The organism is Bacillus sp. FJAT-44742, from assembly GCF_002797315.1.
In the GTDB taxonomy this organism is placed as follows: Bacteria; Bacillota; Bacilli; order Bacillales; family Marinococcaceae; genus Thalassorhabdus; species Thalassorhabdus alkalitolerans.
On the sequence record NZ_KZ454936.1, the window covers coordinates 2,999 to 19,550 of the forward strand.

The following is a 16,552-nucleotide window of genomic DNA, read 5'->3' on the forward strand; positions in this document are numbered from 1 at the left end:
CCTCAAGATGAGATTTCCCATAGCGCCAAGCTAGTAAGACCCCTTGAAGATGACAAGGTTGATAGGTCTGAGGTGGACGCGTGGCGACACGTGAAGCTGACAGATACTAATCGGTCGAGGGCTTATCCTAACACAAATAGGTGGGCGCCTCGGTGATATACTCTATTTCTTCTCTGTTATTCAGTTTTGAGAGAACGATGTTCTCTATGTCTGGTGGCGATAGCGAAGAGGTCACACCCGTTCCCATGCCGAACACGGAAGTTAAGCTCTTCAGCGCCGATGATAATTGGGGGGCAACTCCCTGTGAAAGTAGGACGCTGCCAGGCCAATCATGAAAGCACCCACAAGACGGGTGCTTTTTTTGTATTAAATTATCTTATTTAGAGTCATACCTTAGCTAAAATAGTAAAATGAACTACCTTTTCTTTTGTTTGAATCTTTTACCAAGTCTAAAAGAATAAAAAGAGAGCACCTCTATTTAACGGCTCTACACTATTTGTTGGGGTTTTAGAAAAATTAGCTATTAAAAAACACGCAAGCTCCGATATCCTTTACACTTGAATTGTCGAGAAACAAGAATAAGGATAGGAGTTGCGTGTACATGCATTTTATCATGAATATGCCCGGGTTTGAAGAAATGGTCATAAAGAAAACAGAAACGATAGGGGATTCGTTCCATCTCCACGTAGAGATGGAACGAAAAGCCCAACGCTGCCCCGATCGTGGAACGCGGACGAAACGTGTTCATGCTTACCGCACTCAAAAAGTACAGCACTTGAAGATGTTTGAGAGAAACACGTATGTATTTTATCGAAAGCGTCGTTACGCCTGTTCCTGCGGGAAACGGTTTGCCGAGTCCACTCGCTTTGTCCAACGATATCAGCGTCACAGCGTGGAATGGAATCAAGCGTTTGGGCTGCGCATCATTCAGGGGAAAAACTTCAAGGATACAGCGCAACAGTTTCGAACGTCTGCTTCTACTGCCATGAGGCGATTTGATGCCATTTCTTCTCCCATGTTTCGAGAAGTCACAGAACTTCCTGAAGTCATTGCGATCGATGAATATAAAGGAGATACCGATCAAGGGAAGTTTCAGGTCATCATTGCCAATGGGAAGACCGCTGAACCTTTGGATATTCTTCCTGACCGTAAGGTGGAGACGGTGAAATAGTATTTACGCCAAAAAGGAAACAAGGTGGAAATGGTGGTGATGGATATGAGTTATCCCTTCAAATCTGCCGTACAGAAAGCCTTAGGAAACCCTGTGATCATCGCGGACCGTTTTCACTTTCGCCGGTATGTCTTTTGGGCTTTGGATCGTGTGAGAAGAAGAGTGCAGAAAGACTTTCATGAGTATGATCGAAAGAAATGTAAACGAATGAAACACGTGTTTAACAAACGGTACGAAGCTCTGAGCGAGAAGCAGCACTGGTATTTGGAGAGATACTTGGGTTTATCCGAGGAGTTACGGAGCGCCTACCGGCTGAAAGAAATGTCTCGGGGCTGGTTTGATCAAGCGAAAGCTGTTGGTTCTTCCAATGGGAGGATCATAAAAGAAGGACTCTATGCTTTTTACCGTGAGGTAAAGGCGTCTGGCATGAAAGAATTTATAAAGGTGGTTCAAACCCTCCAAAATTGGCAAACGGAAATCCTAAACAGTTTTACGTTTGGGTATACCAACGGGCCAATCGAAGGATTAAACAACCAAACCAAGGTAATCAAACGAAATGCGTTTGGTTTTAAGCGTTACGACCGTCTGCGTATGAGAGTCCTATTACATCATCAGGTAAAAGGAAAGACCATTCAAGTAGGATAAAGGGGCAGGAGCAAAAAGCTCCCACCCCAACATTTGACTTAGAACCTATTTAACATGTTATTGGTACAATATAATTAACAGAAAGAGAAGGCAGGGAAAATCAGAGTTCAGAAAGGAGGAAAACGAGGTGTCACACCAAGTTAGAATGCTTCCGTTAGGGGACAGTGCAATAAGAATGGAAGTAGGTAAGACAATATCCAAAGAAACAAACAGTCTTATTAGAGCCTACTTATACTTATTAAAAGAAACAAAAATGGTTGGAATTAATGAATGGGTACCAAGTTACACAGCGATAACCTTCTTTTACGATCCTTTTTTAATAAGCTATGAAAAAGCAGCAGAATGGTTATATGAGCTGTCTGCTCATTTGCAGAAAGTAAAACTGCCTCCTCCTGTTATTTATGATATCCCTACTTATTACGGAGGAGAAAGTGGCCCTGATTTAAAAAGGGTAGCAGAAATAAACAACTTATCTCCTGAGGAAGTAGTCAGTATTCACTCAAGTGAAAGTTATCTTATTTACATGATTGGCTTTACACCTGGTTTTCCCTACTTAGGGGGGATGTCTGAAAAAATAGCTGCTCCTCGTTTAAGTAAGCCAAGGGGAAAAGTAGCAGAGGGATCCGTTGGAATAGCAGGAGAGCAAACTGGTATTTATTCATTAGAGAGTCCTGGAGGATGGAACATTATTGGCAGAACACCAATAAAATTATTTGATCAACATAGAGAGCACCCTTTTTTAGTGGAAAGTGGTAATTATATTCGCTTTGTTCCGGTAGAAAATGAGGAATATGAAAAAATAAAAATAGAGGTCGATAGAAGAGTATACCAGTTAACCACAAGGGTCATGGAGGGGACACATGAATTATCAAGTGGATTTAAACAGTGATTTAGGAGAGAGCTTTGGTGCTTACACCATAGGGCAAGATGAACAGGTTCTGGAGTTTGTAAGCTCAGCAAATGTGGCCTGTGGATACCATGCAGGAGATTATAACGTTATGGACAAGACGGTTAAATTAGCTAAAGAGAAAGGAGCAGGTATAGGAGCGCACCCCGGATTTCCTGATCTTGCGGGATTTGGACGAAGAAAGATGGAGATGACACCTGGTGAGGTCCATCGTCTTGTGACTTACCAGATTGGAGCTATAGAGGCTTTCTGCCGAGTTCACCAGGTTTCTCTTCAGCACGTGAAGCCTCATGGAGCCTTGTTTAACATTGCATCGGTGGATACAAAAACGGCAGAGGCGATTGCAGAAGCAGTGTACGATGTAAATCCATCACTTATACTATTTGGTTTAGCGGGGGGAGAATTAATTACGGCAGGAAAGCGATTGGGACTCAGATGCGCAAATGAGGTGTTTGCTGATCGTACGTACTTGCCTGATGGGACATTAACTCCAAGAAGCAATCCTGAGGCATTAATCCATAGCACTGAAGAGGCAGTCGAACGAGTGATTAAAATGATTACAAAAAAGCAGACGGAAGCATTAGATGGTACGGTTATTGACTTAGACGCTGACACAATCTGCGTTCATGGAGATAAGCCGGAAGCTTTGGAATTTGTTAAACATGTCAGAAAGGTTTTTTCAGAGAACAATATTACTGTCCAGCCAATAGGTGAATGGAAATGAGTAAACCTCTATTCCTTGTGAAAAAGCCAGGAATGCAAACAACTATACAGGATAAAGGGAGAACGGGTTATCAGCAGTTTGGTGTAGTGGCTTCTGGGGCGATGGATCAATTTTCTTATCAAGCAGGAAACTTATTAGTTGGTAACAACCGCGGAGATGCTGCACTGGAAATAACCATGGCTGGCCCGCATTTACTTGCCCAAAGTGATGCTGTGGCAGTCATTACAGGTGCTGACCTTCAACCTCAATTAAATGGCCAGCCGGTTTCCCGGTGGATATCTTTTTCTATAAAAGAAGGAGATGAGCTGATATTTCATGGAGCGAAAAAGGGAGTAAGAGCTTATCTATGTATTTCGGGTGGCATAGCAGGCGAGAAAACACTTGGAAGTCAGTCAACTTATATGAAAGCAAGAATGGGAGGTATTGAAGGAAGGTCTGCAGTAAAGGGAGATACGATCTATAAAAACGTGGAGGATAGAACCGAAAAGCCGGGCAAAGGACTTCATTACTCTTTTATTCCTGACTATGATGACCTTTCCCCTCTGAGAGTCGTTCCAGGTCCAGAGGAAGAAGACTTTACCAAGGATGGACTTCATGCTTTTTATAACACTGAGTATATTGTCACTCAGGAAGCCGACCGTATGGGTATGAGACTTGAAGGGACACCGATAAAGCATCTAGACAAAGCTGATATCTTATCGGATGCCGTAGCATACGGTACCATTCAGGTGCCTAAGAACGGACAGCCTATGATTTTAATGGCTGACAGACAGACTACAGGCGGATACACCCGTATTGCCAATGTAATAAGCACGGACCTTCCTCGATTAGCGCAGCTTCTCCCTGGTAAAAAAATCTCATTTGAAAAAGTGAGCGTAGAGACTGCCCATTCTTTGATGAAAAAACAAGAAAAAACTCTTACACAAATTGAATTTCTCAACTCGGAATCATGATGAAAAAGAACGACCAAACATAGGCGAATGGAGAGAACGTTATGACTAAGCATTTTAATACACAAACTGTACATTTTCAAAAGGGGGATGGGGAGAAGAACGTAAGTAAAACAAAGCCTATTTACCAAACTTCAGCTTTCACATTTGAGAGCTTAGAAGACATGGAAAGCTATTTTAGCGGAGAGAAGGAATATCTTTATACTCGTTACAGCAATCCCAACCCTGATGACTTAGGTGCAGGCGTTGCTCAATTAGAAGGAGCTCCCGCAGGCGCAGCCAGTTCTTCAGGGATGTCTGCAATTCTTGCAGGCGTTATGGCAGCTGCAAATCCGGGTGAGCATATTATAGTGCCAGAAGACTTATACGGAGGGACGTACCAATTATTTGAACAGGAATTAAAAGAATTTGGATATGAAATTTCAGTTATCGATTTTACAAGTATTAAGAATGTTGAAGAGAAGATTAAAGATAATACTGTTCTTCTTTACTCTGAGTCCATTGCCAACCCCCTGCTTAGAGCCGAAAATTTGCAAGAGCTGGTCTCGCTCGGTAAAACTCATAATTTAACCGTAATGATTGATAACACGTTTGCTACACCTTATTTAATACAGCCATACAAACAGGGCGCAGACATAGTGGTACATAGTGCTACAAAATACATAGGCGGTCATAGTGATGTAACGGCTGGAGTGGTAGTGGGCAATGAAGAGCTGATAGCAAAAGCAAAGAAAAAGATAATTAACTTAGGGGGAAGTTTGAGCCCCTTTGAAGCTTGGCTTGCCTGTAGAGGGTTAAAAACTTTAAGTGTAAGAATGGAGAGACAATGCGCCAATGCTAATGAGCTTGCTGTCTGGTTTAGGGAGCAAGAGGATATTAAGAAAGTTTACTATCCGGAAGCAGTCTCTGAAAGAGGGAACGGGGCAATGGTTAGTATTGAGCTGGAAGAGTACATTGATTTGCATACCTTCTTTTCCTCATTAGATTGGGTGAAAATTGTTCCTACATTAGCTGGCGTGGAAACAACTGTGTCCTATCCACTTGGAACCTCACATCGGACAGTGCCAGAGGAAATAAGAAAGTCGTTAGGTATCACAGCAGGAATTGTACGAATTTCGGTTGGAATAGAAGAGTCCAAGGATATTATTGAAGCATTTAACAGAGCCTTACAAGCTGCTAAAAAATAAAAACAGACAGCCGTCTAAAAACGGCTGTCTTTTGTATTCATCCAGTCCTGAAAATTTTGGTAGACAGAAATATTGTCACTGAATATTAATATAGGCAGGAAAAGAAAGGTCGCAAGTAACGCCATGTTAGCTCCGATCGCAGCTTTTACACATTGGATAAGATCCATGATAAAACCCTCCTTTATAATAATATTCTAAATATTCTTATTAATATAATATCAAAACAAGTAACTTTTTGCAAAAAAACAAACTTGTAATGAAAATATAAATAAGTGCTTGCATTGCATTAAGAACCGTGGTATATTTATATACGTGACGTTGAGAACGTCATAAAAGGTCTGGTGGCGACAGCGAAGAGGTCACACCCGTTCCCATGCCGAACACGGAAGTTAAGCTCTTCAGCGCCGATGATAATTGGGGGGCAACTCCCTGTGAAAGTAGGACGTTGCCAGGCCTTATCTAATTTTATAATATCGCGGGGTAGAGCAGTCTGGTAGCTCGTCGGGCTCATAACCCGGAGGTCGGAGGTTCAAATCCTCCCCCCGCAACCAAAATAAGTTTTTGCTCCTACGTCGAATCAACATCTGAGTAAAAAACATCAGTAGTACTCGTCAGAGTACAACCAAATAATCATTTATTAATAAGCTGAAAGAGGCTTTTTTTAATTGGTTTCAAAATGAGGTACATATATTCCAAAGCCGGCAAAGCAATCAAAGTATTGTTTTGCTTTTTTTGTGCAGACGGCTATCGAGAAGTGAATTTTCCAAAAGAATACGTTACACTGTAGAAAGAAAATGGATGAATTCAACAATATTATCGTTGACACTTCTAATATTGGAAAGAATGAGATTAGGATTGTTATGCGGACATCTAACCTTAAGAAATAGTGAGTGTGACCTTATGATTCATGATGAATTTGATTGGATAAACAAAATTAAGCCAAAATCACATTATCAAAGCCATTTGCTTGAAGGTATCGGCGATGATGCTTCTGTTTATAAAACCGATGCGTCTTATGATGAAATTATATGTGTTGATACTCTGGTAGAGGATGTGCATTTCAAGAAGACTACTCTCTCTCCGTTTGATATAGGGCACAAGGCACTGGCCGTAAATATCAGTGATGTAGCTGCGATGGGAGGGTGGCCGGTCTTTTATTTAGTCTCTGTTGCTATTCCTTCGGACTGGTCGGAGGAAGAAATGGAAGAGCTTTATAAAGGGATGTCATCCTTGGCAGAGGGGTACAAAATGGACTTAATTGGCGGTGATACGGTCTCCACTACCGATAAACTGGTGATCTCTGTCACGGTTACCGGCCGTGTGGAAGCTGGAAAACGCCTATTAAGAAAAAATGCTCTGCCTGGAGATATAGTGTTTGTCACAGGTTCTCTTGGGAAGTCCGCGGCCGGACTTGCTCTTTTGCTCAAGAGGTCAAGAAACGCGCACTTTACAGCAAGAGAAAAACGGCTGACGATTGCTCACCAACGTCCGCGGCCTAAAGTGGAAGAAGCAAGGGTGATCAATTCTTTGAATACTAGGGGAGCATTGAATGACATAAGTGATGGAATTGGCAGCGAAGCTCATGAAATTGCTGAAGCGAGTAATGTTTCCATAGAGCTGGATGAAAGCAGTCTCCCTATTGCCCAGGAACTGCAGAGTGTAGATACGGCCAAGCGGCTTGAATGGATGCTGTTTGGCGGTGAAGATTTTGAGCTTGTAGGAACGGTTAGGGAAAACGATTGGGAGCTGCTATCGGAAGCGATGAAAAAAGAAGGCCTCTCTTTATATAAGATTGGGACCGTGAAAGAAGGCCGTGGGGAAGTGTGGCTTAAAAAAGAGAAGAACGGACTGGTTCGTCTTAATAAAAAAGGCTACAATCATTTTAAATCATAAAGGTAAGGGAAGTTGGTGAGGGTAATGGCTGAAAGCTTTACGTTTATTACTAGATCGCCTGAGGAAACCATTTCATTAGGGGAACGCCTGGGCCGTGCTGCACAGCCAAGTGATCTCATTACCCTGTCAGGAGATTTAGGAGCGGGAAAAACACACTTTACAAAAGGAATTGCTGAAGGGCTGGAAGTGAAAAAGGTGGTAAACAGTCCGACTTTTACCATAATTAAGGAGTATAAGGGCAGGCTCCCCTTGTATCATATGGACGTATATCGTTTAGAAGAACAAGGGGGAGAAGACTTGGGCTTTGAGGAATATTTTGAAGGTGAGGGCCTAACGGTAGTTGAATGGGCAGAAATTATTAAAGAACAGCTCCCTGATCACTTTCTGGATATTATAATAAGAAGAGACAGCGATACACAAAGGACGTTTACTTTTACTCCTTATGGGGAGAGATATATTCAACTAAGCAAGGAGCTGCAGGGGAAATGAAGATCCTGTCTATAGATACAACAACATATACCTTGGGGGTAGGGGTTTCTGCTGAGGGAGAAATCAAAGGAGAGGTAATAACGAATCTTAAGAAGAATCATTCTATCAGGCTGATGCCAGCTATAGATTATCTTTTAAAAGAAGCCTCCATAAAGACAAACGAACTGGACCGAATTGCTGTAGCAAAAGGACCTGGTTCCTATACGGGGGTTCGTATAGGAGTGACCACTGCCAAGTCGATGGCTTGGGCTTTACATATCCCGGTCGTAGGGGTATCAAGCTTGAAAATACTGGCTCAAAATGGGAAGCATTTTCAAGGAGTGGTCTGCCCATTTATTGATGCTCGCCGGGAACAGGTATACACCGGGCTTTACCAGGGCAGCCATGGAGAGTGCAGAATGGTGGAAAAAGACCGGATTACTTTAATGGAGGATTGGCTGCAGGGACTCAAAAAGATAGAAAAGGACGTATTGTTTTTAAGTCAGGATATAGAAAAGCATCGTGAATTAATTGAGTACACTCTTGGGGATAAAGCTCTGTTTGGTACCATGCAGGAAAATTCCGTCCGTCCTGGTGAACTGTTAGCGTTGGGTGAAAAAGCTGAGCCGGGTCAATCTGTTCATGAATTTGTCCCTGAGTATATTCAGCTTGCGGAAGCTGAGAAGAAGTGGCTTGCTGATCAGAAAGGAAAGTCGAATGGGTGAGAAGGTATCCGTGCGGTTTATGACGGTAGAGGATATAGATGGGGTCCTGGAGGTGGAACAGGATTCATTTACTCTTCCGTGGAGCAGGGCTGCATTTGAAAGTGAGCTGACATCTAATCAATTTGCTCATTATCTTGTAGCAGAAAATGAAGATGAGATTGTTGGTTATTGTGGTGTCTGGGTGGTAATGGATGATGCTCATATCACAAATATTGCAGTCCATTCCAACCATAGAGGAAAGAGTATCGGGGAACTCCTCTTAGCTAATGCGTTAGAAATGGCAAAGACCTATGGAGCGCTGCGTATGAGTCTTGAAGTAAGAGTAACAAACCATGTTGCTCAGTCTTTATATAAAAAATATGGTTTTCAGCCGGGAGGCATCCGTAAAAATTATTATACGGACAATCTCGAGGATGCTTTAGTGATGTGGGTGAATTTACATGAACAATCAATTAGCGAAAAATGATGCTCCAATCATACTGGCCATTGAAACCAGCTGTGACGAAACGGCTGCTGCTGTGATTAAGGGAGGCAAAGAGGTGCTTTCAAACGTAGTGTCTTCTCAGATCGAGAGCCATAAGCGCTTTGGAGGAGTGGTCCCGGAGATTGCATCAAGACATCATGTGGAACAAATTACATTTATAGTGGAGGAAGCCTTGAGTGAAGCCAATCTCACATTTAGTGATTTGGATGCCTTGGCTGTGACTTCAGGACCAGGGTTGGTTGGCGCATTGCTCATTGGGGTTAATGCTGCAAAAGCGATTGCTTTTGCTCATGGTCTGCCTTTAATCCCGGTACATCACATAGCCGGTCATATTTATGCAAACCAGCTTGAGAAACCTCTGGAGTTTCCGCTTATCTCTCTTGTGGTTTCGGGAGGGCACACAGAACTTATATACATGAAAGAAGACGGGCATTTTGAAGTGATTGGAGAAACTCGGGATGATGCAGTGGGAGAGGCATATGATAAGGTCGCTCGCACTTTGAAACTGCCATACCCAGGGGGACCGGAAATAGACAAGCTTGCATCAAAAGGGGAAGCCAATATTGACCTGCCCCGTGCATGGCTGGAAACAGGGTCATATGACTTTAGTTTCAGCGGGTTAAAGTCAGCAGTGATTAACGTTCTTCATAACGCATCACAACGGGGGGAAGAGGTAAGGCCTGAGGACCTGGCCGCTAGTTTTCAGGCCAGTGTCGTGGAAGTTCTTGTTACAAAAGCGAAACGAGCTGCAGAAGAGTATAATGTAAAGCAGCTTGTTGTAGCTGGCGGCGTGGCTGCTAATAAAGGGTTAAGAGATTCATTGGAAAAAGCATTAGAAAACAGTGAGGCAGAGTTAAGGATTCCATCTTTAAAGCTATGCACTGACAATGCAGCCATGATTGGTGCAGCTGCGAATACAGGATGGAGAAACAACAAGTTTGCAACACTGGATTTGAATGGAGAGCCTGGCCTTCCCTTATCATAGGGAGGGTCATTTTTTGTCAAAAGCTGTTGAAAAAACAAATGTGGATAGTGTGGATAAATCGGTGAATAACTTTATATACGGGACTTTTGGATGTGCACGGATTAAACTGTGGATAAGTGGAGAAGTTTGTGTATAAATGAAAAAAACCCTTGCTATGTGGGTATACTGTTGTTGATAAGTGTGTGGATAGTGTGGATATGTTAGAAAATTAACAAAGATAAGGTTGTTTGTAAATATGAGAGTTAAATTTGTCCACATAAGTGTTCTGTGCCTATGGTTGAGCACCTGCCTTATATCGACAACAATTTCTGCCAAAAGTATCTCAGGGGACCATCTCACTCTCGTAGTTGTTCCGGAACTGTCTCTTGAAGACATAGAGTTTCTTTCAGCTGATAATGAAAGTTTTTGGGACGAAGTTTCAATGACAGGTATAAATGTAAAAGCAGCCGGACCTTCTTCATACATAAATGAAGCTGTCACATTAAGTACTGGATCCAGAGGAACAGGTGTGGCTGAGTGGAATGCATATAATCGAGGGGAAAAGGTTTTATCCACAGGAAGCCTTTCGGCAGAAGGACAATATAGAAAGCTTCAAGGGACTGACCCTGTTTCCCCTATTATTCATCCACTTATCCACAGTCTTTCTGACAAGAATACCCTTGAATCATTTGGTTCTAAACCTGGTTTGTTAGGAGGTCTCTTAGAAGAGAACGGAATAAAGACAAATGTAGCGGGGACGAGTGACTATGAAGAGGAAAAAGTAAGATATGGTTCTTTATTTACAATGAATGAAAAAGGTGAGGCAAGGGGCCAGCTTAATGAAGGAATGGTAAAGGTCCCTCACGCTCCTGGAGGCTGGAAGGTTGATCGTGAGGCTTTAACCGAGTGGCTGGAGAAGGCACGCCAAGAAAACGAAAAGTCATTTAGCGTAATAGAATGGGGAGAATTCTACCGTTTCCATAAGGATAAAGAAAACATGGATCCCTCCTGGCAAAGAAGTTATCAACAGCAGCTTAGAAAAGAGCTGCAAACCTTTCTTGTTGCCTTAAGGAATAACGAGCAAAATTTTATGGTGCTAGGTGTTACCGTGCCTAAGGAATTAAATGATAAAGGGTACCGGATAGCACCGGTAGCTTTGTGGGAAAAGGGCCAGCAGCATGGCTTGCCATTGTATTCTCATACAACAAGGCAGGCTTTTATCTCTTCCAATGTAGATATTGTGCCGACTATTCTATCTTATTTTCAAATTGAAGTTCCAGGAGAGCTTACAGGCAGTCCTTTGACAAGGAAGAAAATAGAAGGGGAAGAGGATGGCCGGGAAGCCATGTTTGCTCATTTTGACTGGCTGGCTGTTATTTATTCAACAAGGCCTGAAGTCCTCTTATCCTATATAATTCTGCTGGCTTTTCTTTTGTTTAGTTCGTTTCTTTACGTGTGGAAAAAAAGAGAGGATTCATCTAAAGCAAGGTATTTGCTGCCAGGGGTTTTACTTGGAGGAATGAGTTCACCCTTTTGGTTTTTAGTTACCCCTGTCCTTCTTAAGTCCATTTCTTTCTATTGGTATGTGGGCCTTATATTCCTGCTTTCTTTCTTAACGGGTCTTCTTTTAGCTGTGAGGTCTGAGAAGGGAGTCTGGCTGTCATCTTTATTGCTCTTTATCATGGTTTCGTTTGATTTGCTGCTTGGTTCGCCTCTCATGCAACGATCTTATCTTGGTTATGATCCGTTAATAGGGGCAAGGTATTACGGAATTGGCAATGAATATGCTGGTTTTTACGTCATCTCTGCCTTGTTTATCATTCATTATTGTCTGCGTAAAAAGCTTTGGAAGTCAGGAGGTTTCCTGGCAATTCTGACACTGTTTTTCCTGGGAGCTTCCTTTCTTGGCTCAAACGCAGGTGCCACATTATCAGCTGGATTAATGTTTAGCTATCTTTTCTTTCAGCTGTTATTTCCTTCAGCAGGAAAGCTAAAGAAGCTGGCCCTGACAGGAGGAGCGCTGATCGGTGCTCTTTCTTTTTTAAAGGTTATGCAGCTTGCAGGTCCTGTCACTCACATAGGAGATGCTTTTAAACAGCTTGAAGCAGGAAACTTTTCTTATATACTGGAGATCATGATAAGAAAAGCAGAGATGAATATAAAAATACTTCGTTATTCAAATTGGACCACATTGTTTGTCACGAGTTATGTTGTAGCCGCGCTGCTCTTAATCAAAGGGAAATTCAAGCTTTGGGATGACAGAGACAAAGTGGTCATTAAAGGGGGAGCTGCTGGTTCTATATTTCTTTTGCTGTTAAATGATTCTGGTGTTACAGCCGCAGCCACCTCTATGTTTTTTCTCATATGCGGAGCATTAATTTGGAAACTGCAAAAAGAAGCGTAGATCCTTCTGCGCTTCTTTTTGATTAAGTGTTTTATTGGTCCTCTTCCAGCTGAAGTTCTTCCCATTTTTCCATAAGTTCTTCGGCTTTCAGTCGGGATGTATCTATTTTTTCCTGAAGTTCCTGTGCTTTTTGATGACTTTCATAGATTTCAGGGTCAAGGAGCTTATTCTCCATCTCTTCAATTTCCTGCTCCAAGTCCTCAATTTCTTTTTCGATTGTTTCAATGTCTCTTTTTCGTTTTCTAGCTCGTTTCTTTACTTCTTTATCAAGAAAATAAGATTCTTTATCCGAACCATTCTGCTCCTCTTGAGAAGAGGAAGATGCTTCTCTTTGACTGCGCAGTTCCTCTCGCTGGCGCTCTTCTTCTTTTTTCATCAGGTAGTAATCGTAATCACCGAGATAGTCTTTTAACCCTTCGCTTGTCATTTCAACTATTCGCGTAGACATCCGATTCAGGAAGTAGCGGTCGTGAGACACAAATAAAAGAGTACCCGGGTAGTCAAGAAGCGCGGATTCTAACACTTCCTTGCTATCTAAGTCTAAATGGTTTGTAGGCTCATCAAAAATAAGAAAGTTAGCCTTTTTCATCATCAGCTTTGCAAGGGCAAGACGAGCTTTCTCACCGCCGCTTAGTTCAGAGACGTGCTTAAGCACATCATCTCCGCTAAATAAAAAATTACCCAAAACAGTGCGGATGTCTTTTTCATTTGTTAACGGGTATTCATCCCATAATTCCTGTAAGACGGTTTTATTCGAAGTAAGCTGGGTCTGCTCCTGGTCGTAATAGCCGACTGTAACTTTGCTCCCAAAAGAAATCGTACCATCTGAAGGTTTGATTTTATCGATAATTGCTTTTAATAAAGTAGTTTTTCCCACACCGTTAGGACCAATGAGGGCAACGCTTTCCTTGCGGTTTAATTGCAGATTCAGGTTAGTGAAAAGAGGCTTGCAGTCTTCATAGGATACAGTTAAATTATTTACCTTTACTACTTCATTCCCGCTTTGCCTGTCGATATCAAAGGAAAATTTGGCTGATTTCTCATCTCCCGGCGGGCGGCTGAGGCTTTCCATTTTTTCAAGCTGTTTTCGCTTGCTTTGTGCTCTTTTGGAGGTGGAGGCTCTGGCAAGATTACGCTGGACAAAATCCACTAAGCGGGCTCTTTCCTCCTGGTTTTTTTCAAAAGCCTTTTGTTCAAGCTCATAGCGTTTTGCTTTTTCATCAAGGTAAAAGCTATAATTTCCTTGAAAAAGTGTGACTTCCTTCCATGCTACCTCATATACCTTATGAACGATTTTGTCCAAAAAGTAGCGGTCATGGGAGACAATCAAAATCGCCCCTTTGTAGCCGGTTAAGTATTGTTCGAGCCACGTCAGGGTTTCGATATCCAGGTGGTTTGTGGGCTCGTCAAGAATAAGAAGCTCTGGCTTGGAAAGAAGGAGTTTGCCCAATGCTAAGCGGGTCTTTTGCCCGCCGCTTAAGCTTGAAATCGGGGTGCTGTAGTCAAAGGAGGCAAAATTTAAACCTGACAAAATGCTGCGGATGTCGGCTTCGTATTGGTACCCGCCTCTTTCTTTGAACTCTACCTGGAGTTCGTCGTATTCTTTTAGTATCTTTTCATACTGGGCATTGTTTTCGTACACAGCCGGGTTGGCCATCTTTTCTTCCAGGCGGCGGATTTGTTTCTCCATTTGAATGACCTCCGTATAAATGGAGAGCATTTCATCCCAGATAGACCGATGTGATTCAAGGCCTGTATGTTGGGCAAGATAGCCCATTCTAATTCCTTTTGGGGTAATAATCTCCCCAGTGTCATAAGAAGTCTGTCCTGAGATAATTTTTAAAAGGGTCGACTTTCCGGCTCCGTTTCTTCCAACGAGAGCAACTCTTTCGCCTGATTTTACTTCAAGCTTTATGTTATCAAGGAGCGTTTCCGCTCCAAACGATTTGGTAAGGTTCACGCATTGCAACAATATCATGTCTCTTCATCCTTGCTATAGAATTGGCAATCATGTTTCACTTCTCTTTAGTGTATCTTATTTAGGTCCCTGCAAAAAGAGAGAGATACATTCAAAGGCCCTGAGCTGGCTCAATCTTTTTTACATATTCGTGAATTATGTCGCCTGGGAGTTCTGTTCCCATTACATTCAAGAATGAAATGTTGTACAATAAGGGAGGTGAACGGCAGGTCCAACCCAGCCTAGCAGTTTATAAGTAGCGGCGGTGCAAGAGTTACTTACTCTCGTAAGAATGAAAGATACGTTGGAGGCTGCTATGAACATAGATCAACATAAAATACCGCAAGCAACAGCAAAGCGCCTGCCTTTATATTACCGGTTTTTGGAGAACCTCCATACTTCAGGAAAGCAGCGTGTATCATCTACAGAATTAAGTGAGGCAGTGAAGGTTGATTCTGCTACGATTCGCAGGGATTTTTCTTACTTTGGCGCTCTCGGGAAAAAAGGGTATGGCTATAATGTAAGCTATCTTTTATCATTTTTTCGAAAAACACTCGAACAGGACGAGCAGACGAATGTCGTTTTGATTGGCGTGGGAAATTTAGGCACTGCACTATTAAGATACAACTTTTCTAAGAATGACAGCACGAAAATTATTCGCGCATTTGATGTAAATGATGATATTATAGGACATGAAATCAGTGGAGTGAAAATTGACGATATGAAAGATATCGCTTCCATTCAGGAGCTGGATGCCACAGTTGCTATTCTAACTGTGCCGGTGGCTGTCGCTCAAAAAACAGCCGATAGAATTGTGGAAGCGGGCATCAAAGGTATCATGAATTTTACTCCTGCAAGGTTAACTGTGCCGCCGCACATAAGGGTTCATCATATTGATTTGTCGGTAGAACTACAGTCCTTGATTTATTTTTTAAAAAACTATCCTCTTGAAGAAAAAGAGGAACAACTATAAGCGGAGGTGACCCCTATGCCATTGGGTCCGGGAAGTATTGCATTAATCGTATTAGTAGCATTGTTGATTTTTGGTCCGAAAAAGCTGCCTGAGCTTGGAAGAGCGGCAGGTAATACATTAAGAGAATTTAAGAGCGCTACAAAAGGGTTAGTTGACGATGATGATAACAGCAAGAAGAAGGAAGAAGCTAATCAGGAAAAGTAATAGATAGGATGGGAAAGTAATGTCACAGAACGATATGTCCATTTATGATCACATTGGAGAGCTTCGCAAACGTGTGATCATGATTGTGGTTTTGCTACTCGTGGCGATGATTGGAGGATTTGTTCTAGCTCCGGTGTTAATCGGGTATTTGCAGAGCACCCCTCAGGCCCAAGATTTTCCAATGAATGCTTTTAAGCTGACGGATCCGATTATGGTTTACGTAAACTTTGCATTCTTAACAGGACTCATCCTAATATTTCCATTTCTCTTATACCAATTATGGGCGTTTGTCAGTCCAGGTTTATTAGAAAAAGAGCGTAAAGCCACACTTTCTTATATACCGATTTCAACCTTATTGTTTTTTGGCGGACTTGCATTTGCTTACTTTATTTTGTTTCCTTTTGTCATAGATTTTGTAAGCAGGCTGGCTACTACGTTGAATATTACTGAGCAATATGGGATCAATGAATATTTCACTTTCTTGTTTAAGCTGACGATCCCATTTGGTTTTTTGTTTCAGCTGCCAGTCGTGGTCATGTTTTTAACAAGGCTTGGGATTGTTACTCCAGCTTACCTAAGAAAGATAAGGAAAATTGCTTACTTTGTCCTGTTGGTCATTGCAGGCTTTATTACTCCACCGGAGCTGCTGTCACACGTCATGGTGACACTGCCGCTGTTTTTGCTTTATGAAATAAGCATTATTATTTCCAGAATTTCTTATAAGAAAGTCTTGAAAGCAGAACAGGAAAAAATGGAGCAGTGGGCAAAAGAGGATGAAGAAAGACAAGCAAAATAAGAAACCACACTCGTATAGAGTGTGGTTTTTTTATTGAGTGTACCTGCCAGGGTTATGGTGGATGAGAGAAAGTTCGAGGCTTACATGGTGGAAACTGTGG

The 16,552-nt window shown here is 42.2% G+C and carries 15 protein-coding genes, 1 tRNA gene, 2 rRNA genes and 1 pseudogene; 17 read left to right on the forward strand and 2 right to left on the reverse strand.

Features of this window, described 5'->3' with window-relative positions; all coding sequences use genetic code 11:
- Positions 1-209: 209 nt before the first annotated feature.
- The 6 genes and pseudogenes from rrf (CEF17_RS00015) (at position 210) to CEF17_RS00040 (ending at position 5,584) form a co-directional block, all read left to right on the forward strand.
- Positions 210-326 (forward strand): 5S ribosomal RNA (rrf, locus tag CEF17_RS00015).
- 269 nt (positions 327-595) lie between these two features.
- A pseudogene (locus CEF17_RS00020) lies at positions 596-1,816 on the forward strand (ISL3 family transposase).
- A 127-nt stretch (positions 1,817-1,943) separates the two neighbouring features.
- A complete protein-coding gene (gene pxpB / locus CEF17_RS00025) occupies positions 1,944-2,705 on the forward strand; it encodes a 5-oxoprolinase subunit PxpB (RefSeq protein WP_232725367.1) in 762 nt (253 codons plus the stop codon).
- Positions 2,677-3,447, forward strand: a complete 771-nt coding sequence (locus CEF17_RS00030) for a LamB/YcsF family protein (protein ID WP_054635901.1) — start codon at positions 2,677-2,679, stop codon at positions 3,445-3,447. Before pxpB ends, CEF17_RS00030 begins: the two co-directional genes overlap by 29 nt.
- A complete protein-coding gene (locus CEF17_RS00035; RefSeq protein ID WP_100397757.1) occupies positions 3,444-4,400 on the forward strand; it encodes a 5-oxoprolinase subunit C family protein in 957 nt (318 codons plus the stop codon). Before CEF17_RS00030 ends, CEF17_RS00035 begins: the two co-directional genes overlap by 4 nt.
- A 41-nt stretch (positions 4,401-4,441) precedes the next feature.
- Positions 4,442-5,584, forward strand: a complete 1,143-nt coding sequence (locus tag CEF17_RS00040; protein ID WP_100397758.1) for a trans-sulfuration enzyme family protein — start codon at positions 4,442-4,444, stop codon at positions 5,582-5,584.
- Positions 5,585-5,598: 14 nt separating this feature from the next.
- On the opposite strand, the gene CEF17_RS19765 is transcribed toward CEF17_RS00040, so the two are convergent.
- Positions 5,599-5,751 carry a hypothetical protein gene (locus tag CEF17_RS19765; protein ID WP_157049793.1) on the reverse strand — a complete coding sequence of 51 codons (153 nt, stop codon included), beginning with the start codon at positions 5,749-5,751 and terminating at the stop codon, positions 5,599-5,601.
- 170 nt (positions 5,752-5,921) lie between these two features.
- On the opposite strand from CEF17_RS19765, the gene rrf (CEF17_RS00045) reads away from it, so the two are divergent.
- The 8 genes from rrf (CEF17_RS00045) to CEF17_RS00080 all read left to right on the forward strand — a co-directional run bounded on the left by rrf (CEF17_RS00045) (position 5,922) and on the right by CEF17_RS00080 (position 12,522).
- Positions 5,922-6,038 (forward strand): 5S ribosomal RNA (gene rrf / locus CEF17_RS00045).
- Positions 6,039-6,058: 20 nt separating this feature from the next.
- Positions 6,059-6,135, forward strand: a tRNA-Met gene (locus CEF17_RS00050).
- A 247-nt stretch (positions 6,136-6,382) separates the two neighbouring features.
- On the forward strand, positions 6,383-7,477 hold the full coding sequence (gene thiL / locus CEF17_RS00055) for a thiamine-phosphate kinase (RefSeq protein ID WP_232725368.1): 1,095 nt from the start codon (positions 6,383-6,385) through the stop codon (positions 7,475-7,477).
- Between the two features lie 24 nt (positions 7,478-7,501).
- Positions 7,502-7,966, forward strand: coding sequence for a tRNA (adenosine(37)-N6)-threonylcarbamoyltransferase complex ATPase subunit type 1 TsaE (gene tsaE / locus CEF17_RS00060; protein WP_100397760.1), 465 nt, complete (start codon positions 7,502-7,504; stop codon positions 7,964-7,966).
- Positions 7,963-8,670, forward strand: coding sequence for a tRNA (adenosine(37)-N6)-threonylcarbamoyltransferase complex dimerization subunit type 1 TsaB (gene tsaB / locus CEF17_RS00065; protein ID WP_100397761.1), 708 nt, complete (start codon positions 7,963-7,965; stop codon positions 8,668-8,670). Before tsaE ends, tsaB begins: the two co-directional genes overlap by 4 nt.
- Positions 8,663-9,136 carry a ribosomal protein S18-alanine N-acetyltransferase gene (gene rimI / locus CEF17_RS00070; protein ID WP_100397762.1) on the forward strand — a complete coding sequence of 158 codons (474 nt, stop codon included), beginning with the start codon at positions 8,663-8,665 and terminating at the stop codon, positions 9,134-9,136. The genes tsaB and rimI overlap by 8 nt, the downstream gene beginning before the upstream one ends.
- Positions 9,111-10,139 (forward strand): tRNA (adenosine(37)-N6)-threonylcarbamoyltransferase complex transferase subunit TsaD, encoded by a 1,029-nt coding sequence (tsaD, locus tag CEF17_RS00075; RefSeq protein WP_100397763.1) that lies wholly within the window; start codon positions 9,111-9,113, stop codon positions 10,137-10,139. Before rimI ends, tsaD begins: the two co-directional genes overlap by 26 nt.
- Positions 10,140-10,560: 421 nt before the next feature.
- Positions 10,561-12,522 carry an alkaline phosphatase family protein gene (locus CEF17_RS00080; RefSeq protein WP_157842878.1) on the forward strand — a complete coding sequence of 654 codons (1,962 nt, stop codon included), beginning with the start codon at positions 10,561-10,563 and terminating at the stop codon, positions 12,520-12,522.
- Positions 12,523-12,553: 31 nt separating this feature from the next.
- Here the strand turns inward: CEF17_RS00080 and CEF17_RS00085 are convergent, their stop codons facing one another.
- A complete protein-coding gene (locus CEF17_RS00085) occupies positions 12,554-14,500 on the reverse strand; it encodes an ABC-F family ATP-binding cassette domain-containing protein (RefSeq protein WP_100397765.1) in 1,947 nt (648 codons plus the stop codon).
- Between the two features lie 295 nt (positions 14,501-14,795).
- Between CEF17_RS00085 and CEF17_RS00090 the strand changes: the two genes are divergently transcribed.
- The 3 genes from CEF17_RS00090 to tatC are packed head-to-tail and all read left to right on the forward strand — an operon-like array spanning position 14,796 to position 16,452.
- Positions 14,796-15,452, forward strand: a complete 657-nt coding sequence (locus CEF17_RS00090) for a redox-sensing transcriptional repressor Rex (RefSeq protein WP_100397766.1) — start codon at positions 14,796-14,798, stop codon at positions 15,450-15,452.
- Between the two features lie 15 nt (positions 15,453-15,467).
- Positions 15,468-15,656, forward strand: coding sequence for a twin-arginine translocase TatA/TatE family subunit (locus CEF17_RS00095; RefSeq protein WP_054635907.1), 189 nt, complete (start codon positions 15,468-15,470; stop codon positions 15,654-15,656).
- 19 nt (positions 15,657-15,675) lie between these two features.
- Positions 15,676-16,452: a twin-arginine translocase subunit TatC gene (tatC, locus tag CEF17_RS00100; RefSeq protein WP_100397767.1), complete on the forward strand. Its 777-nt coding sequence runs from the start codon at positions 15,676-15,678 to the stop codon at positions 16,450-16,452.
- Positions 16,453-16,552 lie beyond the last annotated feature (100 nt).

What these genes read in the sequence shown, in the direction of transcription:
- CEF17_RS00095 (WP_054635907.1), top strand. Translation starts at nt 15,468, where the DNA reads ATGCCATTGGGTCCGGGAAGTATTGCATTAATCGTATTAGTAGCATTG.
- CEF17_RS00030 (WP_054635901.1), top strand. Translation starts at nt 2,677, where the DNA reads ATGAATTATCAAGTGGATTTAAACAGTGATTTAGGAGAGAGCTTTGGT.
- CEF17_RS00090 (WP_100397766.1), top strand. Translation starts at nt 14,796, where the DNA reads ATGAACATAGATCAACATAAAATACCGCAAGCAACAGCAAAGCGCCTG.
- CEF17_RS00080 (WP_157842878.1), top strand. Translation starts at nt 10,561, where the DNA reads ATGACAGGTATAAATGTAAAAGCAGCCGGACCTTCTTCATACATAAAT.
- CEF17_RS00035 (WP_100397757.1), top strand. Translation starts at nt 3,444, where the DNA reads ATGAGTAAACCTCTATTCCTTGTGAAAAAGCCAGGAATGCAAACAACT.
- tatC (WP_100397767.1), top strand. Translation starts at nt 15,676, where the DNA reads ATGTCACAGAACGATATGTCCATTTATGATCACATTGGAGAGCTTCGC.
- CEF17_RS19765 (WP_157049793.1), bottom strand. Translation starts at nt 5,751, where the DNA reads ATGGATCTTATCCAATGTGTAAAAGCTGCGATCGGAGCTAACATGGCG.
- CEF17_RS00085 (WP_100397765.1), bottom strand. Translation starts at nt 14,500, where the DNA reads ATGATATTGTTGCAATGCGTGAACCTTACCAAATCGTTTGGAGCGGAA.
- tsaB (WP_100397761.1), top strand. Translation starts at nt 7,963, where the DNA reads ATGAAGATCCTGTCTATAGATACAACAACATATACCTTGGGGGTAGGG.
- tsaD (WP_100397763.1), top strand. Translation starts at nt 9,111, where the DNA reads ATGAACAATCAATTAGCGAAAAATGATGCTCCAATCATACTGGCCATT.
- tsaE (WP_100397760.1), top strand. Translation starts at nt 7,502, where the DNA reads ATGGCTGAAAGCTTTACGTTTATTACTAGATCGCCTGAGGAAACCATT.
- CEF17_RS00040 (WP_100397758.1), top strand. Translation starts at nt 4,442, where the DNA reads ATGACTAAGCATTTTAATACACAAACTGTACATTTTCAAAAGGGGGAT.
- thiL (WP_232725368.1), top strand. Translation starts at nt 6,383, where the DNA reads ATGAATTCAACAATATTATCGTTGACACTTCTAATATTGGAAAGAATG.
- rimI (WP_100397762.1), top strand. Translation starts at nt 8,663, where the DNA reads ATGGGTGAGAAGGTATCCGTGCGGTTTATGACGGTAGAGGATATAGAT.